The organism is uncultured Methanobrevibacter sp., from assembly GCF_947170395.1.
GTDB lineage: Archaea > Methanobacteriota > Methanobacteria > Methanobacteriales > Methanobacteriaceae > Methanocatella.
The window spans coordinates 14,867-39,761 of record NZ_CAMVTE010000016.1 but is presented as its reverse complement, the minus strand read 5'-3'; the positions used below and the strand labels follow the sequence as shown (position 1 = coordinate 39,761).

The following is a 24,895-nucleotide window of genomic DNA, read 5'->3' as shown; positions in this document are numbered from 1 at the left end:
AGAGTAGTTAAATGAAAATTATAGCATTACAAGCAAGTCCTAGAAAAGGCGGAAACTGTGACGTATTGATGGATGAAATGATAAAAGGTATTGAAGAAAACGGTGGTGAAGTAGTAAAATACTTCCTTGAAGGCTGTGAAATCGCTCCATGTAAGGCATGCATGTACTGTGCTGAACATCCGGAATGTGTAAGGGCAGACGACGGTAACAAAATCCTTGATGATCTTGTTGCAGCTGACGGAGTAATCTTTGCAACACCAATCTATTACGGTCAGATGTCAGCACAAGGAAAATTAATAATTGACAGATTCTATTCAATTGGTCAAAACCCTGATAAAAGCTTATCCGGAAAAGCCGCATTGATATTTACTGAAAACCAGCCTGAAGGAACCTATGCAGACTATATTGAACTTACCAAATTCTCACCGTTCACATTCATGGGCTATGATGTGATTGGCCATATTGATGCAGGTTCAGCAGGTCCGGCAGGTATTGTGGCTGAAGAGCAGGAAGATAAGCTTAAAGAAGCTTATGAATTAGGTTTAAAATTTTAAACCTTTAACATTTTGTGCAAGAATTCTCCTGTTTCTTTATCAGGAGAGATTCTATTTTCCTATTTTTAAAACTTTTAAATGATTATATATTTCTTTCCATTAATCAATATTGATTTATTATTGGCAAATTGTTGTAGGTTTGTTCATTTTTTATTTAAAATATTTTCTATTTAATTATAAAAAAATAATTTTATATATTTATTATTACAAAATATTAATTGATAATTAAAAATTGATATTTTGAGGGATGGAAATCGATTATGATATTGATGATGCTTTGAATGTTTTATATAATATCAAAAACAATCCATATGGTATAAAAAATACCAATCATTCGATATTTCGAACAAGAGATAGATCTATAAATCAAGATTTAATATTTAAAAAAATAAATGAAGATAAACCTGTTGGTATAGAAAAAGATGCGAGTTCCTCGAGCAGATTTCTATTAATATATGAGTATACAAAATTTCGAGATTTGGCAATCGCTATAGATATATTAAATGAAATTCAACTACCACGACCTGTAGAGGTCGTGGATTGTGAGTTATTTTCACAATCCACTAGTTGAATAGCCTCAGACTTATTATTAATAAGTCTACGTTATTGAGAAATATTATAGTTACCTATAGATGTTTAAGCCTAGTCTGTAGCTCTAAGGTGGGCGATTAAACAGTTCTGAGATGGTAAGAACAGTGTTGCTCACATATAAAACTCTCAAATAACATTGGCGAAGGCTAAACTTACCCAGGAATAGGGGGTAAACTTTATATTAGTTTACAAACTAAACAAAACGGCAATTCCTCCTCGACCTAAAAGAGGTCGAGGTATCCTTGCCAAATATAGATGAAATAATAATATTAACTGTTATCGATAAATCAATTAAGAGGAGGAAACATTAATGGAAATAAAACAATTAGATGCTGAATATACCTATGATTATGATTTAGATATTGTAAATATAAAAGTTAAACAAGATTATAATTATAATGAATCAATAGATTTTGAAATTGGTGTTTTTCTTGATTTTGATGATAATTATTTTCCAGTAAATTTAGAAATTCTTTCTGCTTCAAAAAGATTAAACATTGAAAAAGAATTTTTAATCAAACCTGATGGAAATGTAAATATACTAATTAATTCTGACTTGATAAAACTAGATATCTATTTCAAAAATGATTTAGAAGAACATGTTTTACATTATATTAACAAACATACTGATAATTTAAAAATTGATGATATGGAAACTAAATTTGCAATAGTTTAATGTATATCATTTAATATTTTTTTAGATAATTTTAATTACTATTTTAAATAAACTATTTGTATGGGTTTAGGTTCACTTTTTAAAAGAAATAAAAAAGACAAAAAAGAGGAAATCGTCGAATCTCACATTGACATTAACACAGATGATTGCGATGCGTGTGAGAAATGCACAATTGCATGTCCGAACAATGTACTGATTATTGTTGATAATGTTTCATCAGTTCGTGACCCTCAGGTTTGCAAAAGCTGTAAGGTATGTATGGCAATTTGTCCGAACGATTGCATTACAATTAACTAATATTTTCACGAATATTGTCGATAAAGCTTCTGTTTTCTAATTTAATGATTTTAGTAATCTTTTCTGATTTTCTAATTTTGATTACATCACCATCAAATACTTCAATGGGTTTTCCGTCGTATAATACATATGAATTGGTGTTTTCTCTGATTTCAGTGATTTTGATTTCTACAGTGGAGTCATCTGATAATATTATGCTTCTGTTAATTACAGTATGTGGTGCTATAGGAGTCAATGTAATTATATGTGCAGTCGGATCGACAATTGGTCCTCCGCAGGATAGATTATAGGCAGTTGAACCTGTTGGAGTACATACAAGAATGCCGTCTGCAGTATATGAATTTATCAGTTTTCCATTGACTGTTGCATCAAATCTTACAACGCCAAATGTATTTTTGGAGATGGCAATTTCATTTAGGCTTTCCGGAATTTTAACAGTTTCTCCGTTGGATTTGGTTATTTCGCCTTCCACCATCATTCTCTCTTCTATATGGTAGTTTCCATCTTTAATATCTTCTAAGGACTGTTTAATTTTTTTAGGTGAAATTTCAGTAAGATAACCTAATGTTCCGGTGTTGATTCCGACAATTGGTTTTCCAGAAGATAATCTTGCTGATTTAAGAAATGTTCCATCGCCTCCAATGGAAATAATAATGTCTGCTTTTTCGATATCATCCACAACATCAATATCTAAGCTTTTAGAAATTTCTATTGTAGAATCATAGACTTGGGTTGTTATATTTCTAATTGGGTCTTTATTGATGAATATTTTCATAATAATGCTATGTATTTCAGAAATATTATATTTTTTTAATCTAAAAAAGAATTAATTTTAAATGATTTTAATAAAAAAATAGAATTATAGGCTGATTTTATCAGCACCTATAACTTGAATAGTCATATTTTCAACAAATTCTTCAGTTTCTTCATTAAAGTTTAAAAAGTGTGGTGAAGCCATATGTCTTTTAAGAGCATCTAAAGACTCCCATTTTTCAACAAATGTTAAACTGTCACCTTCTAAAGGTTTTAACAATTGATAATCAATATTACCTTCTTCTTGCAAAGTTTCAAAAATCAAATCATCTGCAACTTCAATAATACTGTCTTGACAACCTTCTTTAGGTTCGATTTTTGCTAGAACTAAAATGAAATCCATAACTACTCACCTAGTATTTGATATGATTAATTATATTTTCATATTATTAAAGCTATTCTATTATTTTTTCAAAAACTACATTAATAAAAAAACAGATATATTAAATCAGCAAAAAATTTTGGAGAAAAATAATGATATATTCAACTGAGATAGAAAATATGTGTCCAGTTCGCAAAGGTGCTAATCATGACCCTGCTCCAATTCCTGAAGAGGGAAAATGGGTTAAAGCAAAACAGATTACAGACATTTCCGGTTTTACTCATGGAATCGGATGGTGTGCACCGCAACAGGGATGCTGTAAATTAACATTGAATGTTAAGGATGGTATTATTGAAGAGGCATTGGTTGAAACTTTGGGATGTTCAGGTATGACTCACTCTGCGGCCATGGCTGGAGAGATTCTGGTCGGAAAGACAATCCTTGAGGCATTGAACACAGATTTGGTTTGTGATGCAATCAACACTGCAATGCGTGAATTATTCTTACAGATTGTTTACGGAAGAACTCAGTCTGCATTTTCAGAAGGAGGTCTTCAGATTGGTGCCGGACTTGAAGATTTGGGAAAAGGTCACAGGAGCCAAGTAGGAACAATTTATTCAACAAAAGAGAAAGGTCCAAGGTATCTGGAGTTGACTGAAGGTTACATTACCGAAATAGGCCTTGACGAAGACAGTGAAATTATAGGTTACAAATACATCAACCTGGGTGTAATGCTTGACTTCATCAAAGATGGTGTTGACCCTCTGGAAGCTATTGAAAAGGCAACAGGTCAATATGGAAGATTTGATGACGCCGCTAAAAAAATAGACCCTAGAAAGGAGTGATATTATGAGTTTATTTGAAAGTTATGAAAGAAGAATCGATCAAATCATTCCTGTTTTAGAAAAATATGGTATCAAAGACCTTGAAGAGGCCAAACAGATTTGTCTTGATAAAGGTTTTGACCCATATGAAATCGTTAAGGGAGTTCAACCAATCTGTTTTGAAAATGCATGCTGGGCTTACACTTTAGGTGCTGCAATAGCCGTTAAAACAGGTTGTGAAAAGGCATCCGATGCTGCAAAGGCTATCGGTGAAGGACTTCAGGCATTCTGTATTCCTGGAAGTGTAGCCGATGACAGAAAAGTAGGTCTTGGTCACGGTAACCTTGCTTCAATGCTTTTAAGTGATGAAAGTGAATGCTTTGCATTCCTTGCAGGTCATGAAAGTTTTGCGGCAGCTGAAGGGGCAATCGGTATTGCTAACTCTGCAAATGAGGTAAGAGCTAAACCTTTAAGGGTTATTTTAAACGGTCTTGGAAAGGATGCTGCATTAATTATCTCAAGAATCAACGGATTCACCCATGTTGAAACTGAATTTGATTACTTTACAGGAGAAGTGAAAGTCGTAAAAGAAAAAGCATACTCCGATGGAGAACGTGCAAAAGTCAGATGCTACGGTGCAGATGACGTGCGTGAAGGAGTTGCAATCATGCATTTGGAAGGTGTTGATGTATCTATTACAGGCAATTCAACAAACCCTACACGTTTCCAACATCCTGTTGCAGGAACATATAAGAAGGAATGTCTCGAACAGGGCAAAAAATACTTCTCAGTAGCATCCGGAGGTGGAACCGGAAGAACATTACACCCTGATAACATGGCAGCAGGACCAGCTTCATATGGTATGACAGATACAATGGGAAGAATGCACTCAGACGCTCAATTTGCCGGTTCATCATCAGTACCTGCTCACGTTGAGATGATGGGACTTATCGGTATGGGTAATAACCCTATGGTTGGAGCTTCTGTAGCTGTTGCAGTAGCTGTTGAAAAAGCTATGAAAAAATAAGGGATTAAATCCCTTTTTAATTCTTTTTTTGGTTGATAATATGTCAAATATGTGGGGATTGGCTGCAAAGGGCATTTGCAGACACAATGGAAAAATACTTCTTTTAAAAATAAGATCAAAATCTTCTCATGATGCAGGACTTTGGGAAATTCCGGGCGGTAAAGTCAAAAAGGGAGAATTCTTTGATGCCGCACTGAAGCGCGAATACAAAGAGGAAACAGGTCTCGACGTTGAAGTCGAATCTCTATACAATGTTATTCAGAGAAACTATACTGCATGTAAAACCAATGAGGAAATCAGATCAATCCAGCTAATCATGAATGTTTCATGCACTACAGATGAAGTCACTATAAGCGAAGAACATGATGATTACGGATGGTTTACAAAAGAAGAGGTTTTAGAGATGATTGATGATGGTCTTCTTGCAGTTGCTGCAGTCAGGGCATTTGAAAAATGAAAGAATTAATCAAGACCTAAAATCCTGGATGCATTTTTATACATTATAAGTTCTCTTTCCTCATCGCTCAGGTCTATTTTTTTAAAGTATTCCATTTCACTTTCAGAGTCCCACATCGGATAGTCTGTTCCCCATAAAACACGATCAGCACCATATTTATGAATTAAATCAAGAGCGGTTTCGGGACTTAAATCATATAGGCTGGAACTTAAGTCAACATATAAATTAGGTGTTCCGGCAAGCTTTTCGGTTGCTTCCTGCCACATGCTCCATCCTGCAAAATGTGCGCCGATGAATGTGATGTCCGGAAATTTTTCCAAAAATGGTTTTATCTGTTCCGGATTGGAGTAGTTGTATCTGAAATCTCCACAGTGGACAAGCATTGGAACTCCTCCTGCACTAACCACTTCACCAATCTTAAATGCACGTTCTTCGTTCATTGCAAATTGCTGGAAATCGGGATGCAGCTTAACACCTTTAAGACCAAGTTCAATCAAATAATCAAAATCTCCCTGAATGTCATCGCTGTCAGGATGCAGGGTTCCAAAACCAGTAAAAAGGTCAGGATGTGTATTAACGGATTCGGCAATGAATTCATTGATTGATTTTACCTGTTTTGGGGTTGTTGCCACTGAGTGTACAAGATAGTGTGTCACTCCCACCTGATTTCCGTCACGAATCAAATCATCCAATTTGCCGTTTAAGGACATATCCAAATCATAAAAGTCTCTAATTCCCAATACTGCTTTATCAGCTATTTTTTCCGGATAGATATGACAATGTGCATTTACAAGTTTTTGCATAATTATTAAACCACCTTTAATCTAGTTAATTGTTTTGATTTCTAAATTAATAAACTTTTAATTGGAAATATGCAACACATATATAACATTTTAATAACAAATATTTTAACATGAAAATTTGTCCAAGCTGCGGATATGAAAATATCGATGAAGCACAGTTTTGCCGTGATTGCGGTTCGAAATTAGATCAAATCATTGAAAAGCCAGAAGATTCAGTTCAGTCAAATACTTTGGCAGGCAGTGAACAGTCAATCATTACAAAACTTTTTTTCAAAACAGACAAGTATACCAATGAATTGAGATTTGCTAAGGCAAAATCAATAAGTGTTGGTGTGTTTGTGTTTTTCTTTTTGTTTACGATGGCTGTAGGAACCGCTTCAATATATGTTGATTTGATTGTAGGCATAGTAATAGGTTTTATTTTTGCCGTTCCTGTATATGTGATCGGTTATGTGGTTGGTTTGATTATCGATAAAATTAGAAATTAAAAGAAATGGTGAAATCAATATAATTTTTCACCACTGTATTCATTTTCTTCAGTATATATTCTGATTAGTCTGTCTATCAAATCATCATACATCAATCTGTGACCTATTGCACCACCATTGGAGGTTTTTACATTATTAAGACTTAAATCGGAAAATTCACCGCTGTTGTTTATAATGTACCACATTCCATGAGGAGTATATATGAACAGTTCTCCTTCACCATTTTGAAATCCGTTTTTAAAGCTGTCCTGCGGGTCATACATTTTTGTGGAGTGTATTGCTAATCTGGAGAGATCCTGCTTTGGTCTTGTACCTGTCTGTTGGAAAAGCATTGTCAGCCATTCATAGGATTTGTCCTTGAGGTTTGCCTTTTTGACAGGGTCCGTGAATGCTTCCTTTACTTTATTTTGCCTTTTTTCGAGAGTGTTTGTAATGCCCAATATTTCCTCTACCTTTGCAACATCCTTTTCCAGACATCTCCATCCTTCAGGTCTTCCGGTTACCTGAACATTACCTTCAACAAAGTCCATTCTTTTGAATTTTCTGAAATATGGCTTTACCTTTTCGAATTCCTCATCAGGAATCATTTGATTCAATCCATAGAGATATCCGTATTCGTTAGCGTCATAACATTTTGTTTCCATTTTCAATTCTTCATCAGCCATGCTATCACCAGTCTGATATATAATTAAATCGTTCGCCCCATATAAAACTATTGGAATAGCAAGTTATTTTTAATTTAAAGTTCTATTATTAAATATGGTAAAAGTAAGTATAATGGGATCAACCGGAACTATTGGAAAAAATGTTGCATTCAAACTTGCAAGGGCTGATACTGTTGATGAAATTGTGCTCTTTGCAAGACCTGAAAGCGTTGAAAAGGCACGAGGTGAGTCATTTGATATGTATGATGCACTTGCTGCAGAGGATATTGATTGTAAATTGACACCAACTTCAGATTATATTGATTTAAAAGATTCTGCTATTGTTTTGATTACTGCTGGAATTCATCGTGAAGAAGGGATGAACCGTCGTGACTTGGCCATTCCCAATGCGGAAATTGTCCAGGAATATGCCAGTCAGATTGCAATCCATGCTCCGGACAGCATAATTTTAGTAGCCACAAATCCTGTTGACGTAATGACTACAGTTGCCCTTAAGGCATCAGGATTTAAAAAATCTAAGGTAATCGGTGTTGGAAATCACTTGGATTCCTTAAGACTTAAAGCTTATTTCTCAAAACAGATTAACATTAACAGTTCGGAAGTCCATACTCGTGTTATAGGTGAACATGGAGATCATATGGTTCCTCTTTTAAGTTCAACCACTATCGGTGGTATTCCATTGAAATATTTCGTAAAATCTGTTGATATGGAAGTTCCACGGCTTGTAAAAAGGCTTAAAAAAGCAGGAAATACAATCATTTCCAAAAAGGGTGCCACTGAATATGGTCCTGCATATGCTATTTCAAACCTGATTTCAACGGTCATTACTGATTCACATAAAATTCTAACAGTTTCATCATATTTGGATGGTGAAATCGGTGAGGTATATGGAGTTTCCCTGGGAGTTCCTGTAGTGCTCTCCAAAAATGGTGTTGCAATGATTGTTCCAATTCATATGAATGATTTTGAGCTTCATGAATTCAGGGAAGCCGCTGATGTTGTACGCAAAACTACTGATGAAGTCCTAATGCATCTTGACTACAAATGATAACTTTTTTTAGGAAATATCATGATGAACATAGTAAAGAAGTGGACAGAATCAAGTCTTATCTTAAAGATTATAATCGGTTTGATTATAGGTGCGATGTTGGGTGTTTTTGCTCCTGAATTGTCAATCATAAGCCTTCCTGGACAATTATTTGTAAGCGCCCTTAAAGCAATTGCACCGATATTGGTATTCGTTTTGGTCATATCAGCAATTTCCAAGGCAAGAAGCGGAATAGGCTCCAGGTTTAAAAATGTAATTATATTATATCTGTTCAGTACATTTCTGGCAGCAATGGTGGCTGTTGCAGGTAGCTACATATATCCTGTAAGCATGCACCTTTCATCGGCCAGTACAGCAACTGCACCTGGAGGTCTTGGAGAAGTGATGACCAATATGCTCATGACCATTTTTTCAAATCCTTTGAAATGTTTGGTTGAAGGTGAATATTTGGGAATTCTCTTCTGGTCTATAGTATTGGGCATTGCTTTCAAGATGATTGGAAGCGATTCAACCAAGGATGTTCTCACAGATTGTGCCGATGCAATTACTATGGTTGTAAGGGCCATAATCCAGTTTGCGCCGATTGGTATAATGGGTTTGGTTTTCACATCAGTATCAGAAAGTGGTCTGGGGATATTTACTCAGTACGGTCAGCTGATTTTACTTCTCGTAGTATGTATTGCTACCGTTGCATTCATTACCGATCCGCTTATTGCAGCATTTGCATTAAGGCGTAATCCTTACCCATTGGTATTGACCTGCCTTAGGGAAAGTGGTATTACCGCATTTTTCTCAAGAAGTTCTGCCGCAAACATTCCGGTCAATATGGAACTCTGTGACAGGTTAGGCCTTGACAAGGACTTCTATTCAATCAGTATACCATTAGGCGCTACAATCAATATGGAAGGTGCTGCAGTAACCATTACTGTAATGACTCTTGCCGTGTGCCATACCCTTGGAATATATGCGCCTCTTCCTATGACAATTGCAATGTGTATCATTTCCACATTGGGAGCCTGCGGTTCTTCAGGTGTTGAAGGAGGATCACTATTGCTTATTCCGATGGCATGTTCCCTCTTTGGAATAGGTGCTGATGTATCCATGCAGGCGGTGGGTGTCGGATTTATAATAGGTGTTATTCAGGATTCCTGTGAAACTGCATTGAACTCCTCTGGAGATGCACTTTTTTCAGCAACTGCAGAATACTATGAAAGAGCCAAAAAGGGTCTTGAAGTTAATTTCTTAGGCGAATTCGCCAAAAAATAGTAGGATTATATCTTACTAACTTTTTTTTCTTTTAATTAATTTTTAATATTTAAAAGTTCATATTTTAATCATGAAACTTGTAGTTCAAAGAGTTGCAAATGCCAGTGTGGAAGTTGACGGAAAAATCACCTGCAAGATTGATGAAGGTCTGATGGTTTTGGTGGGCTTTGGTGAAAACGACACTACACAGGAAGCCGATTATTTGACCAGAAAACTTGTAAAATTAAGGGTATTTGCTGATGAAGACGGTAAAATGAACCGTTCAGTAATGGATATTGGAGGCAAACTGCTTCTGGTTCCTCAATTTACTTTATACGGCAAAGTTAAAAAATACAGACCCTCTTTTCACAGGGCTCTGGCTCCCGATAAAGCCACAGAATTGTTTGATTACTTTGTAGACAAATGCAGTGAACATGTTGATGTTGAAACAGGTGTTTTCGGAGCATTCATGAAGGTTAGTCTATTGAATGACGGACCTGTAACAATCCTGCTTGAAAAGGAATTCTCACAGTAGTAACAATTTTAAAACAAAAGTTTTAAAAGAGAACAATATAAATATATATTTGAAAATATTGGAGTGAGGCAAATGTCAAATTTAAAATCACAGGAAATTAAAAGGTTGACAACTCCCTTAAAATTTATAAATTCCAAGGCTTATGACAGTGAAGGAAACCTTGTCAGCTGCGTTGAAACGTTATCTGAAGTCAAGTTCATTATTGAGCCGAAGGAAGGCATTTTAACCGAAGATGAGATTTTGCAATATGCTCCTGATTCAAAAGCTGCTGCCAAAATTAGGCTTAACAGAGGATTAGGAGACATGGAAGATGTATTGCTGGTTCATGAATCACTCCCATGGATATTTGGTTTGTACTATGTAATTTTAGTAGGATTTGCTCTTCCGGTAATATATACAAAAAACACTATTTTAATGATAGTGCTTCTGATTCTGTTTATAATACCATTGGTCTATTCATATTACATATTTAACCTTAAAAACTATGAATACAAGCCAAAAAAACTTCACACATTACCTAAAAAAGACATCCCAGAAGCTAAAAAAGTTACAAAAACAGAAACCCCAACTCCTGTTGCAAACACCAGTGAAGTCGAATCATTAAAGAGTTATGAAAGGGAAGCCAACAATTTAAAGGTTTTATTCGATGTTAAGGAGGGTGTAGTTAAGGAATTGATAGCCAAACGTTTCGAACCTCCGCAAATCACATATGACAAGTTCATTACAATGGTGGACAGCTGTCATAAATTATTCTACAACCAGTTCGATTCTGCAATGAACATTATTAAATTGGCAACCGAAGAGTCCCCGAGAATTAGGGAAGAACTTGACAACAAAATTTCTAACATGAAAACAATCATAGACCAAATTGAAGATTTAACAAACGAATTGGTTATTAATATCAGCTCTGAAGATCAATCAGACAGTGATGTTCAGGTTTTATTGGATGATATGGAAAACTTAATTGAATCTGTAAAGGAATATTAGGTGTTTAAAATGACTAAAAATTGCCCGGTATGCGGAAAGGAACTGCCCGATGATGCACATTTCTGTGTTGATTGCGGACATGACTTTTTCAAAAAGGATTCCTCTAGCCCAATTTCAAAAATCGGCGGAAATTCAGACAGCATATTCTCCAATGGGAAAATATTTCTGGTTTTGATAGCAGCTGTTGTTATTGTCGGTGCGGCAATTATACTCAGTTTTGGAATGGGGGACAACAACGGTACTGCTGATGTTGATGATGGCATTGAACATGTATCCTTGACCATTAAGGATGTTAGCGGTCATGACAGTTCAAGTGACGGCAAACATTACTATAACATCTGGACAAATGTTTTATTTACAAGCGTTCCATCAAATCAGAAGGGATATCTGATTAAGACAATATATTATGATGACAATGACACCCAAATAGGTCAGGAAACCGAAAGCCTGTCAAATGTATACTATGATACGGATTATGACATCATGGTGGGGTACTATACAACCTATAAAAAACCTGATTTGGATCATGTTAAAGTTGAAATCATATACAATGACAAGACAATAGACACATTTACACATGACGTTGATAAAAATAAGATAAGTTTTTTAACATAAGGTGATACGATGGCAGAATTTTCACTAGATATTGATGAAATTAAAAATGATGTAGAAACAAGCTTGAAAGAGGAAGAAAAAAAGTTGGAAAATACCAACATTAAATCACAGGCTGATAATAATGCAACTGCAATATTTGAAGCTGATTTTAACAATCCTCAGGAAAGGGAAAGTATCCTCAAACCATTGGATAACTTCGGAATGACAGACATGTCAAGGTCCGCTTCCAGAAATGAGATGTTGGCTACCAGAGTTGTTGATTTATCCAAAGGAAGCAAAGAATCTGAAAACATTGGTGATAAATTGTCAGAATTGGAAAGGCAAATGAAGGATTTGGACCCAAGCAAGGTTGATTTTGCCAAAAAAGGTGTTTTGGGAAACCTGCTCAATCCGGTGAGAAAATACTTCGAGAAATATGAAAAGGCTGAAGTTGCCATTTCAAACATTATCAAATCACTTGACAACAGCAGTAAAGTACTTCAAAACGACAACACAACCCTTTTGAATGAAGAAACTTATTTAAGGGAAATCACCAATAAACTGATTGCCGACATTGAACTGGGAAAAGAAATGGACGCATCCATAGATGCACAAATCCGGGAAGCTGAAATCAACGGTGTTGATGAGGATAAAATAGCTTTCGTTAAAGAGGAAATCTTGTTCCCTCTCAGACAAAGAATCATGGATATGCAACAGATGATTGTTGTTAACCAACAGGGTATCATATCATTGAACGTTATCAGGAGAAACAACAAGGAGCTAATCCGTGGTGTTAACAGAGCTAAAAACGTAACCGTTTCAGCTTTAAGAACCGGTGTAATGGTTGCAAGCGCATTGTATGATCAAAAGCTTGTAATGGATAAGCTTAATATTTTAAATGAAACCACTGAAAACCTTATTGAGACAACTTCCCATATGCTTAAGGAACAAGGAAGTGAAATTCAAAAGCACAGTGCAGAAGCAATGATTTCACCTGATGTTTTAAGAGCATCATTTGCGGAAGCACTTCAGGCCATAGAAGATGTAAGTACATATAAACAGCAAGCCCTACCAAAAATGAAAGAAACTATCGACATGTTCTCTAATATGGCTGAAGATGGTCAAAAAGTAGTTGAAAAAATAGAAACAACAAATAATAGTTTAATTGAATAAATATGAACGCTATAGAAAAAATCAAAAAATCATGGTGGGTAATCCTATCATTTCTGATGTATCTGAACGGATTCGGATTCATTTATATCGGAGCAAAACACAACAATAAAAATTGGATTTTGGAAGGTATAATGTATGAAGTGCCATGGTTTTTATATTTATTAATCAGCTTTATATATGGATTGCCTGTTAATTTGAATTTAACAGGCACAGCAGTACTTATTTCATTATTATTGATGTTTGTAAGTATTGTCAGATCAATTTGGGTTGCAGTTAAACTCTGTGATGTATATGACAACCAGGAAAAATATCAAATTCAGACAACAGTCTTAAAAAACCACAATATCGCCAAGGACAATAACAATACTAAAAGCAATTTCGGCTGCTGCCTTTGCCTGATTATAATATTTATAGTGTTTATGATCATAGTATTGTAGGGATATAATGGGTAAAAAACTAAAAATTGGAATCATAGTTTTTATAATTTTATTTGTCGGCGGTTTTTTTGTGTATGCCAGTGATTATTATCATGCTCAAAAAACTGCAACTGATTATCTGAATGGAACAGAAAACGTTAGTGTTGTCCCCGTATCGAATGGACTTCTCCTTGACGGATATGGAAATGATACGGCAATAATATTTTATCCAGGAGCCAAGGTGGAATACACATCTTATCTTCCGCTTTTCACGGATTTGGCAAGCCAGGGCATAGATTGCTATATGGTTCAAATGCCGTTTAATCTGGCATTTCTTGGAAAAGACAGTGCTGATGATGTAATCAAAAATTCAAGCTACAAACATTATTTCATGGCAGGTCATTCCCTGGGAGGAGCTATGGCAACTGTCTATGTCAATAACCATGAAAACATTGATGGATTAATATTTTTGGCATCACATTCAACTGACGAAATCAATGTACCGGTATTGTCTATTTACGGTACAAATGACGGAGTCATGAATTTTGAAAGCTACAATGAATCCAAACCGTTATGGAAAGATAATGTGACAGAATTGGTTATTCCAGGTGGAAACCATGCCCAATTCGGTTATTATGGAAACCAATCAGGTGATGGCATAGCCAATATTACAGCCGAAGAACAGCAAAATTTAAGTGTTGATGCAATCATAGAATTCATCCAACACTATACTTAACTTTTTTTATATAAAAAATCATAATATTATCATGGGATTAACTGATAAAATTTTCAAAAAGGAAGAGGAAAAATCCTCTCGTGAAGTAGGATCTAATTTTGACAAATCAGATGCCGAAAAAATTTTCGATGCACTTTACAGGGTTGAAGCAAAGGAAAAAAGACAGGTGTCTGAAAACATGCAAAAAGGGTTGAATCAGGTTAAGGATATTTCCGATTTGATGAATAAAGGCCAGTCACTGATGATGTCAGATAAATTGGATGATGCAATACCTGTTTTCAAACAGATTTTAGCCATTAATCCGGACAATGGTGAAGCCTACACATGTCTTGCGGATATCTATAATTTACAAGATGACAGGCAAAATGAGATAAGCATTCTAAAGTCTGCCATTCAAAACATTAAAAGTGATGGCAAAACAAAAAACGAATTGATGAAACGCCTTAAGGAATTGAATAATTAATTATATAATGTATTGTCAAGATATATCCTATTATAGATAAAGTTGGGAAACTATGAAAGTAATAACATATGGAACATTTGATTTATTTCATAAAGGACACTATAACATTTTAAAAAGAGCAAAGGAATTGGGAGATTACCTGATTGTAGGAGTCACTTCCGAAAGCTATGACAAGGCTCGAGGTAAATTGAATGTTACCCAGTCACTCGTTGAGAGAATAGAAAACGTTAAAAACTCCGGTCTGGTAGATGAAATAATCGTTGAGGAATATACCGGTCAAAAGATTGAAGACATTAAGAAGTATGATATAGATTTGTTTGTCATAGGATCTGATTGGCTTGGCAAATTCGATTATTTGAAAGAGTACTGCGATGTCGTTTATCTTGACAGGACAAAAGGTGTTTCAAGCACTCAGCTTAGAAATCAGGAACATGGAATTCTTAATATAGGATGTATCGGTGCAGGCAGAATCGCAAAAAGGATGATTCGTGAATCCAAATATGTCAGTGGAATAAACTTTGATGTTGTATATGGCAGAAATGAAGATAAAATCAAAGAATTTGCCACACAAAACGAATTGAACATCTATACAACTGATTTTGACGAACTGCTGGACAATTGTGATGCGGTATATATTGCAACGCCACATACAACCCATTATGAATTTGCAAAAAAGGCATTGCTTGCAAAAAAACATGTCCTTTGTGAAAAACCGATGACACTCAGTGAATCCCAAACAAGAGAACTGTTTGAAATAGCCAGGCAAAATGATGTGGTTTTATTTGAAGCCATTAAAACCGCTTATGCTCCGGCTTTCCAGAGACTGATTATCCTTGCAAAAAGCGGTGTTATTGGAAACATCAAGGATGTGGATGCCACTTTCACCAAACTTGTAACAGACAAATCGCTTAGGGAATATGACAAAAGCATTGGTGGAGGAAGCCTAAACGAACTTATTACATATCCTCTTATAGCAATATTCAAATTGTTAGGTACTGATTATAGAAATATTGATTTTAACTCATTTTTTGATGAAGAAACAGGTATTGACATATATACTAAAGTTTCAATACAATACGATGACGCCATAGCTTCAGGAAATGTGGGTTTAGGTGTCAAAAAGGAAGGGGAACTGATTGTTGCAGGTACCCATGGCTACATTTACGTTCCTGCCCCTTGGTGGAAAACCGAATATTTTGAAGTGAGATTTGAAAACCAAAACCTCAATGAAAAGTATTTCTTCAAATTCGATGAGGACGGTTTGAGATATGAACTTGTTGAATTCTATAATTCAATCGTTAAAAATACAAATAACATTTTCATTAAGGATGAGGAAAGCATAGCAATTTCTAAAGTAATTGAAGAGTTTTCTAAAAATCACTACCAGTAATCAGAAACCATAATATATATAAAAGTGCATACTTTAATCCATGATAGGTAATGATTGGGATTTGGTTTTAAAGGACGAATTTGATAAGGACTATTTTTTAAATATAATGGATTTCATCGATGAGGAATATAAAACAAAAACCATCTATCCTCCATATGATGATATTTTCAATGCCTTTAAATTTACACCTCTGGCTAATGTCAAGGTTGTTATTTTAGGCCAGGACCCATATCATGAACCCGGTCAGGCACACGGACTTGCATTTTCAACACCCAAAGGCCATCCCATTCCACGTTCACTTAAAAACATATTTAAGGAAATCAATGAGGAATATTCCTATCCAATTCCTGATTCCGGTTGTCTTGAAAGCTGGGCAAAGGAAGGCGTTTTCTTGCTGAATACGGTTTTGACTGTTGAGAAGGGAAATGCAAATTCACACAGCAAATGCGGATGGCAGACATTTACAGACCAGGTAATTGAAATATTAAACCAGCAAAACCAGCCGATAGTATTTTTGCTTTGGGGAAAGCAGGCTGAAAAGAAAAAGGAATTGATTACAAATCCGAATCATCTTGTTCTGGTTACTTCACATCCTTCACCGTTCTCTGCAAGGCGTGGCTTTTTAGGCTCAAATCATTTCAAACAGGCCAATGAATTTTTAAAAAAGAATAATGTGGAAGAAATCAACTGGAGACTGTAGCTAGAATATAATTCCATAATTGATTCCGTTGGATCCAAGTGATACATATGGATGGCTGCCGCTGTCTGATTTTGGATAATCATATCTTTGGGATTCTATAGCATCAACAATCCTGTAATTTTTGAACTCTTCATCCAATATGGAATAGAACTCCTTATGAGAATATTTTGAAGGAGAAACGCTTGCGACAACTTCCTTTATTTCAGGGGTGATATTTGTACCTCTCCAGGCAATATAATAGAATTCCTCACCTGCTGAAAACCATAATTTAGAATTGTTTGCCTCATCATGTCTGTCATAGCTAGTAAAGTGAACGGCATCATGACCTGAAACGTTAACTTTTTTTGCATGTCCTCTTTCAAGGAAATATCCGTACAGTTCCATCAGATTGGGATTGACGAATCTGATTGTAAAAACATCAATGTCCTCATCGAATTCATACATGTCAAAGTCACTTACATACGGATTTTGGTATTGCGGAGGTATCTTGAACTCCTCATAGCCGACTGTTGCCTTAGTCCAGTTGGATGAATCAATAGCCGCCACACAATTCATCAATATGAATAATGCTAATATAATTACAAGTATTTTCTTAATCATATTACAATCTCATAGTTGGTTTTTCTGTTGTCTCTCATTCTTGAGTCCATATCCACCAGATCATAAACCAAAGGATTTGCCATAAGTGTCATCCAAATTTCATATGTTGTCTTTACGAAATCATCATTCAGTTTGATGTGGTCATGAACTATAGGACATTTGTATGGAAATTCGGACTCGTCAAATATCAGATGAAAATCCCCTTTTTTGTCAAGGTGAGGTATAAGCGGAAATGTCCTGCATTGAATCGGTCTTATTGACCTGTCACATTTCGGAGGATTGATGCATTTTACAAGATAAATCTGGCCTTTCCATGAGTGAGGATATTTTATTTCTGAAGAATCAATATAATAAAGTTCGAATTCATCGGAATCCTCATACATCAGCTCTTCGCCGGGAAGAAGATAGAGTGCAAGTTCCTCGTTGCGGTAATCCTCCGCATCATAAACGCAGCATACTTCTCCACATAATTTTCCGCAGTCAAAATCAACCGGTGTGACCTTATCAAGTCTATCATATATTTTTTCGATTGATTTTTTCATCTCGCTTGCTGAAATTTCCATGTTAATTACTTTACTCCTGCTATTTTATTAATGTATGGGATTTTATTTAAAATGTATAAAATAACCAGACAGATTATCAAAGTGGATATTACAAGTATAGGTATCCAGATAATTGAATTGAGACTTGAAATCGCAATGTATCCGCTGATGAACAATTTTAAGTTAAACAGTATAAGATAGTGGGCAAGATATACTCCATAGGCGTACTTGCTTAATGTGGTGATTGCAGAACCGCAAGTTGTGTTTTCAAGACTGATTAAAAATTGTGTTTTTGAAAGATATTTGAAAAACAGGAATATGACAGCAGACATCACAAGTATCAGAATGTGGAAATATCCGATATAGGTGAAATAACCTTTTGAAAGTGATGTTGGAACTACATAGCATACAATATAGCCTACATATAACATTATTGACAAGCAAAATGTAATCAAAACCAGTTTGTTTGTGCTGACTTTGGATTCAAGATAATTGGTGTTGGCCAAAAAGTAACCTATGATTGCATAGCTTATAAATGATGCATAATAGCTAATCAGCATGCTGTAGTATTCACTTGTGAAGAAATGAAACTGAAACATCAAAATATACGCTACAGCAAGCACAGTCAATACGTTAATGATTGTTTTGCTGTTGTATCTGGTTTGCAAAAGTCTGTTGATTAAAAATACTGCAACGTATACTACTATAATCATCCAAATAAACCAGAAGGCCACACCAAGAGTTCCTCCCTTTCCGATGAATATGTCGACTGCATTTGTAATGTCAATGCCGTGTTTAAGGTTTATAAATGAATATAGCGTGTATATGATATACCAGAATATGAATGGGATTAAAATCCTTGAGAGTCTCTTTTTGAAAAATTTTGTGAGCGAATCCTTTTTTCCAATAAGCAATGCACCGCTAAGCATTACAAAAATCGGGACAGAAAAATCCCTAAGACAGTCATAAAATGATGAAAAATAAAAGTTCATGCTTCCCATATCACCTACAATAAATGAAATGGAAGCGTGGCAAAATACGATTCCGATTATTGCAATTGCTCTTAAAATATCAAAATAAAAAATGCGGTTGGAATTGGTTGAATCTGCCATAATATATTAATCCTCTGCCAATTTCTTTAATTCATCGCCGGTTAGATGGAATACGTTCCAGTCCTTCTGTTTGGCTCCCAAAGACAGGTAAAAGTCAATGCTCGGTTTGTTCCATGAAAGGCATGTCCATTCAAACCTTCCGTAACCCCTATCAACAACAATCCCTGCAAGTTTTTTAAGCAATGCCTTGCCGTAACCTTTTTCACGGTATTCCGGGTCAATGAAAAGGTCTTCAAGATGCAGATTCACATTGCTGATATATGTTGAAAAGCTGAGGAAAAATAGTGCAAAGCCTATTTCCTTGCCGTCTTCAAGGGCAAATATGACTTCTGCCTGTTTTTTATCAAAAATCCATTTTTTCAACTCTTCTTCGGTAGCTATCACTTCATCCAATCTCTTTTCATAGTCTGCGAGTTTGCGAATGAATTCCAAAACCAGACCTACATCATCTTCGGTTGCATTTCTAAAAGTTAATTCTGCCATAAGTATATTTTTATGGTTTCACCAAATATAATACTATGTTTAGAAAAATGAGAAGGCACAGACAGGAACTTTCAGCCGATGAATGTAGGGATATACTGACCAGGGAACCTCGAGGTGTTTTGGCACTTTTGGGAGATGATGACTATCCCTATGCCCTTCCGATGAGTCATGTATTTGTTGACGGCAAAATATATTTCCATGGAGCGAAAAAGGGCCACAAGATTGACGCTGTTAAAAAACATTCCAAAGTGTCCTACTGCGTAATGGATAAGGGAGTTCGCAATGAAAATGAATGGTGGTATACATTCAAAAGCGTCATAGTGTTCGGAAAGATTAAAACATTGACAGACAGGGATGAAAAGATAGCTAAATTGACCCATCTGGGAGATAAGTTCTTCCCAACCCATGATGAAACCGTAGATGAAATCAATCGCCTTTTGGACAAAACTGAAGTGTTTGAAATTACCATTGAACACATGAGCGGAAAGACAGTCACCGAAAAATAACCTCACCAATTCTTTTTTTGGCTAAAGCAAATGCTTTCAGTGATTTAAATATAATCTAAAATAGACTATAGTATAGCTTTCAGTAAGTGGAAATCATATGTAAAGCAAATGCTTTCAGTGATTTATATATATGCTAAATCAGATTATTATTTAGCAGGAAAGCTTAATCACGAACAAACAAATTGCGTGATTTATAACGAATATTAGATTAGATGATTATTATGATGAATAGATGCCCAAGTTGTACAGAGTCTATTAGATATAGGCAGGATATTTCTGTGTGGGAATGCAGTAGGTATTGGTTTAAGTCCAACATTGGGCTTATTGATCAATGATATAATCCAACCGATATTTTACTCATCACCACACTTATTTTGATCAATGCCTTAGTTTTTAGATTATTTACAGTATGTATAGTCTTTAAACCAATTATTTTAATAGATTTTTAGATGACTTTTCAATGCCAGTTTTGCTCAGCCAGGGAGAGCGGGGGACTGAAGATCCCCTTGTCATCGGTTCAAATCCGGTAGCTGGCACTAACAATTTTCTCTGTGTAGCACAATGGCTAGTGCATGGGGCTGTAGACCCTGGGAGGGGAGTTCGATTCTCTTCACAGAGACTTTGAGAATATAGTGATAATTTGGCTAACACCTCTGCTTTGGGAGCAGGAAATTTCGGTTCGAATCCGAATATTCTCACTGTAGTTCTGTTCTATACGTCAGGACTATTGGGGGCTTGCATACTCCAAAAAATGATAAAAAAGTAATAAAATGTTGATAAGTTTGTGGGACGGTTTTTGACTGTCTCACTCTTTGGACCTGTAGTTTAACAGGTAGAATACCAGACTGTTAATCTGGTGATAAGGGTTCAAGTCCTTTCAGGCCCGCTTAAGATTTTAAATCTTAAAAAATCTTTCATAATATGACCTCCGAATTTTGGAGTTTGTATTTCAAACTCCATAATTTCATCGCTTCCATGTGGAAGCATTTAAATAGATCCGTAGCTCAGTGGTAGAGCAATCGGCTGATAACCGGGAGATCGTGGGTTCGAATCCCATCGGATCTACTTATATAGGCTTGTAACTCAGATGGCAGAGTGTCACCTTTACACGGTGAATGTCGGGGGTTCAAATCCCTTCAGGCCTATTTGATTTGTGCGGCAGGCAGATTGTTCATAGTTCTGCCTGCCTGGAATACTGAAATAAAGGTTCAATAGTGTTAATGGCTAACATGGCAGGTGGTCAGCCTGTTGATTCGGGTTCGATTCCCGATTGGGCCGCTTAATTAATTTGGTGGCATGACCGATTGGCAAGGTACTTGGCTGCAACCCAAGTTATTTCGGTTCGATTCCGGATGCCACCTTTGGGGAACATGGTGTAACGGCCAGCATTTTTGACTCCAGACCAAAGGATGACGGTTCAAATCCGTCTGTTCCCATTTAAATTATCTATAGATATGTGGGGGCAGTTTAAGAAATTACACTTCATCTGATGAAGAGATGTTGGTGCAAGGCTAAACCAGTATATGCGAATATGATGACAAAGGTATCATACAACCCTTCCAAGGTTGGTTTCTGGGTTCGAATCCCAGTGTTCGCATTTGGAATGTTGATTCCATAATTAACCTCATTTCCTTGAATTTATTTGCCGGGTTTTACCGGCATTTAAATTTGGTAGGGTATCCTAGCCAGGTATGGAAGCGGTCTGCTAAGCCGTTGATGGTAAAACATCCAAGGGTTCAAATCCCTTCCCTACCGTTAGTGAGTCTGTTAGAGAGACAGAGTTTCTCGCTCAGCAGACTCATTTAGTATATGCTCTTGTGGTGTAATTGAATAGCATGCAAGCCTGCGGAGCTTGAGATTGGGGTTTGAGTCCCTGCCAGAGCATTTGGTATTTCAGTGTCCAAAAATTAAAAATAATTATTTCTTTCACTCCTTGACTTTGGACACTTTAATACTTTTACTGCCATATTAAATCTTCAAAAAATAGAGTTTGGGTACCTTTAAAGGTACCAATATTAAAAAAGTGAGGAATTAAATCCTCACTATTATTTCTTTTTTTCATTCCGGTCTTTCTGTGTTGAACTTGTCACTTGAGCGGATTCCGACAAGTGATGCGAATACTGCAAGGATACATGCTACTGTACAGATTGCACAGATAGTCTGTGATGCCTGAACAATCATTGCAGCATATTCCGGAGCCAGTTTCAAATTGCCCATTATCCATGCAAATATCAGTGTCAAAAGACCTAAACTCATAGTTTGGCCTATAGTTCTCATTGTTGCCTGTGATGCTGATGCTGTTGGCGCATCCTTCGGCGGCACTGAACTCATGATTGCATTCATATTCGGGCTTGAGAAAAGTCCCATTCCGATACCCTGCAGGATCATGGCAATCACTACAAGATAAACCGGTGTGTCTGCATTAAGGAATGTTAATATCAAAAGAGCAACAGTTGCAATTGACATTCCAAGAGCGGCCAGTTTTTGCGGATGAATCTTATCTGAAAGTTTTCCTGAATTAGGTGCCATTATAGCCATGATGATAGGTGTTATTATCAATATCAATCCGGACATTTGGGCATCCCATCCCCTTACATACTGGAAATGATAATTCAGGACTGTAGTAACCACCATCACTGCAATGTAACTGCACAAAGCTGCAATATTTGATGATGTAAACTTTCTGTTTTTAAACAGGTTCATGTTGAATACCGGAGATTTCTGTCTCAGTTCGTATGCTCCAAATATCACCAGCATCACCAATCCCAAAACGGTTAAAATCAATCCGTTTGTTGTTGTTAGAGTTGTAAATCCATAAATAAATGCCAATATGCCAAGTCCGTATATGATAGAACCTATCTTATCGATTTTATCTTTTTCATATGTTTTCCATTCTCCAGGGATTTTGAATACCATTAATAAAATGCATAAAACTAAAAATGGAATCACAAAGTAAAACATTGATCTCCAACCTAAGTTATGAACTAAAAATCCGCAAAGAACCGGAGATAGGGATGTTGCAAGATATACTCCTGTAACTGTAAAACCTAAGGCTTTTCCCCTGTTTTGAGGTTTTACCGCATGAACAACCATGGCCATTGCGGATACATTTAAAAATGCAACGCCTGCACCCTGAAGAATCCTAAAGATTAAAAATGTTTCTGTTGAAAATGAAAGGCATGCACCTATTGATGCAATCAGATAAACTATAACTCCCATTAACAATGATTTTTTAACACCGAATTTTCCTGAAATCTGTCCTGCCGGGACTGTAAAGACAGCCACTACCAAAAAGAATATTGTAGGAACCCAGTTCTGAATAACGTTGTTCATTGCAAATTCCTGTGCAATGGCCGGAACCCCTATGATTATTCCGTTTGATAAAAATACTGCAAAAAATGATGTAATAAATGATACAAATATTACAACCGTTTCCAAATCGAATTTCATAATTTATCCCTCTTTTTATATGTTGAACGAATCTTTTGATTTTATTCCCACCAATGATGCAAATATTGCAACTATGCAAATGACAGTGCATATCAAACAGATAAGCTGTGATGCCTGAACAATCATGGCTGCATATTGTGATGAAAGCTTTAAGCTGCCCATTATCCATGCAAATATGAGTGTTAAAAGCCCCAGGCTCATGGTCTGTCCAATTGTTCTCATTGCAGACTGTGCTGCAGAGGCATTAGGAGTTTCGTTTGGAGGAACAGAACTCATAATGGCATTGGTATTTGGGGTTGTAAACAGTCCCATTCCAATTCCCTGCAATATCATTGCAATGACGATTAGATAAATTGGAGTATTTGCATCCAAAAATATTAAAATTATTAAAGTTATTGTAGCTATTCCCATACCAATGGCCGCCAGCTTTTGCGGATGAATCTTATCTGAAAGTTTACCTGCATTAGGAGCCATTATGGCCATTATTATTGGAGTTATTATTAACATGAGTCCTGAAAGCTGAGCGTTCCAGCCTCTAACATACTGGAAATGATAATTCAGTATTGTTGTTATTGCAGCAATTGCAAGATAACTGCATAATGCCGCAATATTGGATGAGGTGAACTTCATGTTTTTAAATAGATTAATATTAAATGCAGGGCTTTCAGCTTTCAACTCCCAAAAGGTAAAAATAACCAGTAAAATAACTCCCAGAACAACACTAACAATTCCATAAATGTTTATCAAATTGGTAAACCCGTAAATGAAAAGTAAAATGCCGAATCCATATAAGACATATCCGATTTTATCGATTTCATTGTTTTCATAAGTTTTCCATTCGCCGGGAATTTTCCACTTCATAAGTATCAGACACAATATCAGGAATGGAATTACAAAGTAAAACATTGACCTCCATCCGAGATTATATACCAGAAATCCGCATAATACTGGTGAAAGGGATCCTGCCAAATAAATTCCTGTGACTGTAAATCCCAGTGCTTTTCCTCTGTTTTGCGGTTTTACTGCCTGCACCACCATGGCCATTGCAGACACATTTAGAAATGCAATTCCAATTCCCTGCATTACTCTAAATATAAGAAATGTTTCGGTTGAAAAAGATAAGCTAGCTCCAATTGAAGCTATAATAAAAATGATTACGCCGGCGATTAATGATTTTTTAACACCATATTTTCCTGAAATCTGTCCTGCAGGAAGTGTAAATACGGCAATAACAAGCAGAGCTATTGTCGGAATCCAGTTTTGAATGATATTATTCATTCCAAATTCACTGGCTATTGACGGCACTCCCAGAACGATTCCTGCTGATAAAAATACTGCGAAAAATGATGTAATAAATGATACGAATACCACTGAAGTTTCAAGGTCAAATTTCATAAT

General features: G+C 36.0%; 30 protein-coding genes and 6 tRNA genes. 26 read left to right on the top strand and 10 right to left on the bottom strand.

All coding sequences use genetic code 11. The annotated features are described in order from the left end of the window. Window positions 1-11 precede the first annotated feature (11 nt). The 4 genes from Q0W04_RS05805 to Q0W04_RS05790 all read left to right on the top strand — a co-directional run bounded on the left by Q0W04_RS05805 (window position 12) and on the right by Q0W04_RS05790 (window position 2,118). Window positions 12-554 carry a flavodoxin family protein gene (locus Q0W04_RS05805; RefSeq protein ID WP_298501189.1) on the top strand — a complete coding sequence of 181 codons (543 nt, stop codon included), beginning with the start codon at window positions 12-14 and terminating at the stop codon, window positions 552-554. 247 nt (window positions 555-801) lie between these two features. Continuing rightward, window positions 802-1,125 (top strand): hypothetical protein, encoded by a 324-nt coding sequence (locus tag Q0W04_RS05800; RefSeq protein ID WP_298501188.1) that lies wholly within the window; start codon window positions 802-804, stop codon window positions 1,123-1,125. 330 nt (window positions 1,126-1,455) lie between these two features. Then, window positions 1,456-1,821: a hypothetical protein gene (locus Q0W04_RS05795; RefSeq protein ID WP_298501187.1), complete on the top strand. Its 366-nt coding sequence runs from the start codon at window positions 1,456-1,458 to the stop codon at window positions 1,819-1,821. A 60-nt stretch (window positions 1,822-1,881) separates the two neighbouring features. Continuing rightward, window positions 1,882-2,118, top strand: a complete 237-nt coding sequence (locus Q0W04_RS05790) for a 4Fe-4S binding protein (RefSeq protein WP_298501186.1) — start codon at window positions 1,882-1,884, stop codon at window positions 2,116-2,118. Here the strand turns inward: Q0W04_RS05790 and Q0W04_RS05785 are convergent. Continuing rightward, window positions 2,111-2,893 (bottom strand): NAD(+)/NADH kinase, encoded by a 783-nt coding sequence (locus Q0W04_RS05785; protein WP_298501185.1) that lies wholly within the window; start codon window positions 2,891-2,893, stop codon window positions 2,111-2,113. The genes Q0W04_RS05790 and Q0W04_RS05785 overlap by 8 nt on opposite strands. A gap of 84 nt (window positions 2,894-2,977) precedes the next feature. Then, on the bottom strand, window positions 2,978-3,274 hold the full coding sequence (locus Q0W04_RS05780) for a putative quinol monooxygenase (RefSeq protein ID WP_298501184.1): 297 nt from the start codon (window positions 3,272-3,274) through the stop codon (window positions 2,978-2,980). A 131-nt stretch (window positions 3,275-3,405) separates the two neighbouring features. Here Q0W04_RS05780 and Q0W04_RS05775 point away from each other — a divergent pair, with 131 nt between their 5' ends. The 3 genes from Q0W04_RS05775 to Q0W04_RS05765 are packed head-to-tail and all read left to right on the top strand — an operon-like array spanning window position 3,406 to window position 5,561. Further along, on the top strand, window positions 3,406-4,098 hold the full coding sequence (locus tag Q0W04_RS05775; RefSeq protein ID WP_298501183.1) for an iron-sulfur cluster assembly scaffold protein: 693 nt from the start codon (window positions 3,406-3,408) through the stop codon (window positions 4,096-4,098). Between the two features lie 4 nt (window positions 4,099-4,102). Next, window positions 4,103-5,104, top strand: a complete 1,002-nt coding sequence (locus tag Q0W04_RS05770) for a GGGtGRT protein (protein ID WP_298501182.1) — start codon at window positions 4,103-4,105, stop codon at window positions 5,102-5,104. A gap of 40 nt (window positions 5,105-5,144) precedes the next feature. After that, the gene (locus tag Q0W04_RS05765; protein WP_298501181.1) at window positions 5,145-5,561 is read left to right on the top strand and encodes an NUDIX domain-containing protein; all 417 of its coding nucleotides are present in this window, start codon (window positions 5,145-5,147) and stop codon (window positions 5,559-5,561) included. 5 nt (window positions 5,562-5,566) lie between these two features. On the opposite strand, the gene Q0W04_RS05760 is transcribed toward Q0W04_RS05765, so the two are convergent. Further along, entirely contained in the window at window positions 5,567-6,364 is a 798-nt protein-coding gene (locus Q0W04_RS05760; protein ID WP_298501180.1) for an amidohydrolase family protein, read from the bottom strand. Between the two features lie 110 nt (window positions 6,365-6,474). Between Q0W04_RS05760 and Q0W04_RS05755 the strand changes: the two genes are divergently transcribed. After that, window positions 6,475-6,852: a zinc-ribbon domain-containing protein gene (locus Q0W04_RS05755; RefSeq protein WP_298501179.1), complete on the top strand. Its 378-nt coding sequence runs from the start codon at window positions 6,475-6,477 to the stop codon at window positions 6,850-6,852. A 14-nt stretch (window positions 6,853-6,866) separates the two neighbouring features. Here Q0W04_RS05755 and Q0W04_RS05750 read toward each other — a convergent pair whose 3' ends face one another. Continuing rightward, window positions 6,867-7,517, bottom strand: coding sequence for a hypothetical protein (locus Q0W04_RS05750; protein ID WP_298501178.1), 651 nt, complete (start codon window positions 7,515-7,517; stop codon window positions 6,867-6,869). A 94-nt stretch (window positions 7,518-7,611) separates the two neighbouring features. Between Q0W04_RS05750 and Q0W04_RS05745 the strand changes: the two genes are divergently transcribed. The 11 genes from Q0W04_RS05745 to Q0W04_RS05695 all read left to right on the top strand — a co-directional run bounded on the left by Q0W04_RS05745 (window position 7,612) and on the right by Q0W04_RS05695 (window position 16,804). After that, window positions 7,612-8,565 (top strand): malate dehydrogenase, encoded by a 954-nt coding sequence (locus Q0W04_RS05745; RefSeq protein WP_298501177.1) that lies wholly within the window; start codon window positions 7,612-7,614, stop codon window positions 8,563-8,565. A gap of 21 nt (window positions 8,566-8,586) precedes the next feature. Continuing rightward, window positions 8,587-9,831 (top strand): serine/threonine transporter SstT, encoded by a 1,245-nt coding sequence (gene sstT / locus Q0W04_RS05740; protein WP_298501176.1) that lies wholly within the window; start codon window positions 8,587-8,589, stop codon window positions 9,829-9,831. A gap of 70 nt (window positions 9,832-9,901) precedes the next feature. After that, the gene (gene dtd / locus Q0W04_RS05735) at window positions 9,902-10,345 is read left to right on the top strand and encodes a D-aminoacyl-tRNA deacylase (protein WP_298501175.1); all 444 of its coding nucleotides are present in this window, start codon (window positions 9,902-9,904) and stop codon (window positions 10,343-10,345) included. 72 nt (window positions 10,346-10,417) lie between these two features. After that, on the top strand, window positions 10,418-11,332 hold the full coding sequence (locus tag Q0W04_RS05730) for a hypothetical protein (RefSeq protein ID WP_298501174.1): 915 nt from the start codon (window positions 10,418-10,420) through the stop codon (window positions 11,330-11,332). A 9-nt stretch (window positions 11,333-11,341) separates the two neighbouring features. Continuing rightward, a complete protein-coding gene (locus tag Q0W04_RS05725; protein ID WP_298501173.1) occupies window positions 11,342-11,947 on the top strand; it encodes a zinc ribbon domain-containing protein in 606 nt (201 codons plus the stop codon). Between the two features lie 9 nt (window positions 11,948-11,956). Further along, window positions 11,957-13,099: a toxic anion resistance protein gene (locus tag Q0W04_RS05720; protein ID WP_298501172.1), complete on the top strand. Its 1,143-nt coding sequence runs from the start codon at window positions 11,957-11,959 to the stop codon at window positions 13,097-13,099. 2 nt (window positions 13,100-13,101) lie between these two features. Continuing rightward, window positions 13,102-13,536, top strand: a complete 435-nt coding sequence (locus Q0W04_RS05715) for a hypothetical protein (RefSeq protein WP_298501171.1) — start codon at window positions 13,102-13,104, stop codon at window positions 13,534-13,536. A gap of 7 nt (window positions 13,537-13,543) precedes the next feature. Next, complete coding sequence (locus tag Q0W04_RS05710; RefSeq protein WP_298501170.1) at window positions 13,544-14,251, top strand: alpha/beta hydrolase; 708 nt, start codon at window positions 13,544-13,546, stop codon at window positions 14,249-14,251. 31 nt (window positions 14,252-14,282) lie between these two features. Continuing rightward, a complete protein-coding gene (locus Q0W04_RS05705) occupies window positions 14,283-14,714 on the top strand; it encodes a tetratricopeptide repeat protein (protein ID WP_298501169.1) in 432 nt (143 codons plus the stop codon). A 52-nt stretch (window positions 14,715-14,766) separates the two neighbouring features. Then, complete coding sequence (locus tag Q0W04_RS05700) at window positions 14,767-16,104, top strand: Gfo/Idh/MocA family oxidoreductase (protein WP_298501168.1); 1,338 nt, start codon at window positions 14,767-14,769, stop codon at window positions 16,102-16,104. Window positions 16,105-16,144: 40 nt separating this feature from the next. Beyond that, entirely contained in the window at window positions 16,145-16,804 is a 660-nt protein-coding gene (locus Q0W04_RS05695; RefSeq protein WP_298501167.1) for a uracil-DNA glycosylase, read from the top strand. Here the strand turns inward: Q0W04_RS05695 and Q0W04_RS05690 are convergent, their stop codons facing one another. From Q0W04_RS05690 to Q0W04_RS05675, 4 genes are read right to left on the bottom strand one after another with little or no spacing between them, the layout of a single operon-like run. Beyond that, window positions 16,805-17,404, bottom strand: a complete 600-nt coding sequence (locus Q0W04_RS05690) for a hypothetical protein (protein ID WP_298501166.1) — start codon at window positions 17,402-17,404, stop codon at window positions 16,805-16,807. It abuts the gene before it with no gap. Beyond that, window positions 17,401-17,967 carry a hypothetical protein gene (locus Q0W04_RS05685; RefSeq protein WP_298501165.1) on the bottom strand — a complete coding sequence of 189 codons (567 nt, stop codon included), beginning with the start codon at window positions 17,965-17,967 and terminating at the stop codon, window positions 17,401-17,403. The genes Q0W04_RS05690 and Q0W04_RS05685 overlap by 4 nt, the downstream gene beginning before the upstream one ends. Window positions 17,968-17,972: 5 nt before the next feature. Next, window positions 17,973-19,058: an acyltransferase gene (locus Q0W04_RS05680; RefSeq protein WP_298501164.1), complete on the bottom strand. Its 1,086-nt coding sequence runs from the start codon at window positions 19,056-19,058 to the stop codon at window positions 17,973-17,975. A 6-nt stretch (window positions 19,059-19,064) separates the two neighbouring features. Next, complete coding sequence (locus Q0W04_RS05675; RefSeq protein ID WP_298501163.1) at window positions 19,065-19,541, bottom strand: GNAT family N-acetyltransferase; 477 nt, start codon at window positions 19,539-19,541, stop codon at window positions 19,065-19,067. 35 nt (window positions 19,542-19,576) lie between these two features. Between Q0W04_RS05675 and Q0W04_RS05670 the strand changes: the two genes are divergently transcribed. From Q0W04_RS05670 to Q0W04_RS05640, 7 genes are all read left to right on the top strand, one after another. Then, complete coding sequence (locus tag Q0W04_RS05670) at window positions 19,577-20,047, top strand: pyridoxamine 5'-phosphate oxidase family protein (protein ID WP_298501162.1); 471 nt, start codon at window positions 19,577-19,579, stop codon at window positions 20,045-20,047. Window positions 20,048-20,509: 462 nt separating this feature from the next. Then, a tRNA-Phe gene (locus Q0W04_RS05665) sits at window positions 20,510-20,583 on the top strand. 278 nt (window positions 20,584-20,861) lie between these two features. Then, window positions 20,862-20,933, top strand: a tRNA-Asn gene (locus Q0W04_RS05660). Between the two features lie 107 nt (window positions 20,934-21,040). Beyond that, window positions 21,041-21,112, top strand: a tRNA-Ile gene (locus tag Q0W04_RS05655). 7 nt (window positions 21,113-21,119) lie between these two features. Further along, window positions 21,120-21,192 (top strand) — tRNA-Val (locus Q0W04_RS05650). A gap of 219 nt (window positions 21,193-21,411) precedes the next feature. Further along, window positions 21,412-21,483 (top strand) — tRNA-Trp (locus Q0W04_RS05645). 234 nt (window positions 21,484-21,717) lie between these two features. Next, a tRNA-Ser gene (locus tag Q0W04_RS05640) sits at window positions 21,718-21,802 on the top strand. Between the two features lie 303 nt (window positions 21,803-22,105). Here Q0W04_RS05640 and Q0W04_RS05635 read toward each other — a convergent pair. Together Q0W04_RS05635 and Q0W04_RS05630 are read right to left on the bottom strand one after the other, a co-directional pair. After that, entirely contained in the window at window positions 22,106-23,497 is a 1,392-nt protein-coding gene (locus Q0W04_RS05635; protein ID WP_298501161.1) for an MFS transporter, read from the bottom strand. Between the two features lie 15 nt (window positions 23,498-23,512). Beyond that, on the bottom strand, window positions 23,513-24,892 hold the full coding sequence (locus tag Q0W04_RS05630) for an MFS transporter (RefSeq protein ID WP_298501160.1): 1,380 nt from the start codon (window positions 24,890-24,892) through the stop codon (window positions 23,513-23,515). Window positions 24,893-24,895 lie beyond the last annotated feature (3 nt).

Coding starts and splice junctions, on each gene's coding strand:
- Q0W04_RS05680 (WP_298501164.1), bottom strand. CDS start 19,058: ATGGCAGATTCAACCAATTCCAACCGCATTTTTTATTTTGATATTTTA.
- Q0W04_RS05775 (WP_298501183.1), top strand. CDS start 3,406: ATGATATATTCAACTGAGATAGAAAATATGTGTCCAGTTCGCAAAGGT.
- Q0W04_RS05725 (WP_298501173.1), top strand. CDS start 11,342: ATGACTAAAAATTGCCCGGTATGCGGAAAGGAACTGCCCGATGATGCA.
- Q0W04_RS05780 (WP_298501184.1), bottom strand. CDS start 3,274: ATGGATTTCATTTTAGTTCTAGCAAAAATCGAACCTAAAGAAGGTTGT.
- Q0W04_RS05635 (WP_298501161.1), bottom strand. CDS start 23,497: ATGAAATTCGATTTGGAAACGGTTGTAATATTTGTATCATTTATTACA.
- Q0W04_RS05705 (WP_298501169.1), top strand. CDS start 14,283: ATGGGATTAACTGATAAAATTTTCAAAAAGGAAGAGGAAAAATCCTCT.
- Q0W04_RS05630 (WP_298501160.1), bottom strand. CDS start 24,892: ATGAAATTTGACCTTGAAACTTCAGTGGTATTCGTATCATTTATTACA.
- Q0W04_RS05675 (WP_298501163.1), bottom strand. CDS start 19,541: ATGGCAGAATTAACTTTTAGAAATGCAACCGAAGATGATGTAGGTCTG.
- Q0W04_RS05670 (WP_298501162.1), top strand. CDS start 19,577: ATGTTTAGAAAAATGAGAAGGCACAGACAGGAACTTTCAGCCGATGAA.
- Q0W04_RS05715 (WP_298501171.1), top strand. CDS start 13,102: ATGAACGCTATAGAAAAAATCAAAAAATCATGGTGGGTAATCCTATCA.
- Q0W04_RS05770 (WP_298501182.1), top strand. CDS start 4,103: ATGAGTTTATTTGAAAGTTATGAAAGAAGAATCGATCAAATCATTCCT.
- Q0W04_RS05750 (WP_298501178.1), bottom strand. CDS start 7,517: ATGGCTGATGAAGAATTGAAAATGGAAACAAAATGTTATGACGCTAAC.
- Q0W04_RS05730 (WP_298501174.1), top strand. CDS start 10,418: ATGTCAAATTTAAAATCACAGGAAATTAAAAGGTTGACAACTCCCTTA.
- Q0W04_RS05720 (WP_298501172.1), top strand. CDS start 11,957: ATGGCAGAATTTTCACTAGATATTGATGAAATTAAAAATGATGTAGAA.
- Q0W04_RS05700 (WP_298501168.1), top strand. CDS start 14,767: ATGAAAGTAATAACATATGGAACATTTGATTTATTTCATAAAGGACAC.
- Q0W04_RS05800 (WP_298501188.1), top strand. CDS start 802: ATGGAAATCGATTATGATATTGATGATGCTTTGAATGTTTTATATAAT.
- Q0W04_RS05745 (WP_298501177.1), top strand. CDS start 7,612: ATGGTAAAAGTAAGTATAATGGGATCAACCGGAACTATTGGAAAAAAT.
- Q0W04_RS05695 (WP_298501167.1), top strand. CDS start 16,145: ATGATAGGTAATGATTGGGATTTGGTTTTAAAGGACGAATTTGATAAG.
- dtd (WP_298501175.1), top strand. CDS start 9,902: ATGAAACTTGTAGTTCAAAGAGTTGCAAATGCCAGTGTGGAAGTTGAC.
- Q0W04_RS05710 (WP_298501170.1), top strand. CDS start 13,544: ATGGGTAAAAAACTAAAAATTGGAATCATAGTTTTTATAATTTTATTT.
- Q0W04_RS05685 (WP_298501165.1), bottom strand. CDS start 17,967: ATGGAAATTTCAGCAAGCGAGATGAAAAAATCAATCGAAAAAATATAT.
- sstT (WP_298501176.1), top strand. CDS start 8,587: ATGATGAACATAGTAAAGAAGTGGACAGAATCAAGTCTTATCTTAAAG.
- Q0W04_RS05790 (WP_298501186.1), top strand. CDS start 1,882: ATGGGTTTAGGTTCACTTTTTAAAAGAAATAAAAAAGACAAAAAAGAG.
- Q0W04_RS05785 (WP_298501185.1), bottom strand. CDS start 2,893: ATGAAAATATTCATCAATAAAGACCCAATTAGAAATATAACAACCCAA.
- Q0W04_RS05795 (WP_298501187.1), top strand. CDS start 1,456: ATGGAAATAAAACAATTAGATGCTGAATATACCTATGATTATGATTTA.
- Q0W04_RS05755 (WP_298501179.1), top strand. CDS start 6,475: ATGAAAATTTGTCCAAGCTGCGGATATGAAAATATCGATGAAGCACAG.
- Q0W04_RS05690 (WP_298501166.1), bottom strand. CDS start 17,404: ATGATTAAGAAAATACTTGTAATTATATTAGCATTATTCATATTGATG.
- Q0W04_RS05765 (WP_298501181.1), top strand. CDS start 5,145: ATGTCAAATATGTGGGGATTGGCTGCAAAGGGCATTTGCAGACACAAT.
- Q0W04_RS05805 (WP_298501189.1), top strand. CDS start 12: ATGAAAATTATAGCATTACAAGCAAGTCCTAGAAAAGGCGGAAACTGT.
- Q0W04_RS05760 (WP_298501180.1), bottom strand. CDS start 6,364: ATGCAAAAACTTGTAAATGCACATTGTCATATCTATCCGGAAAAAATA.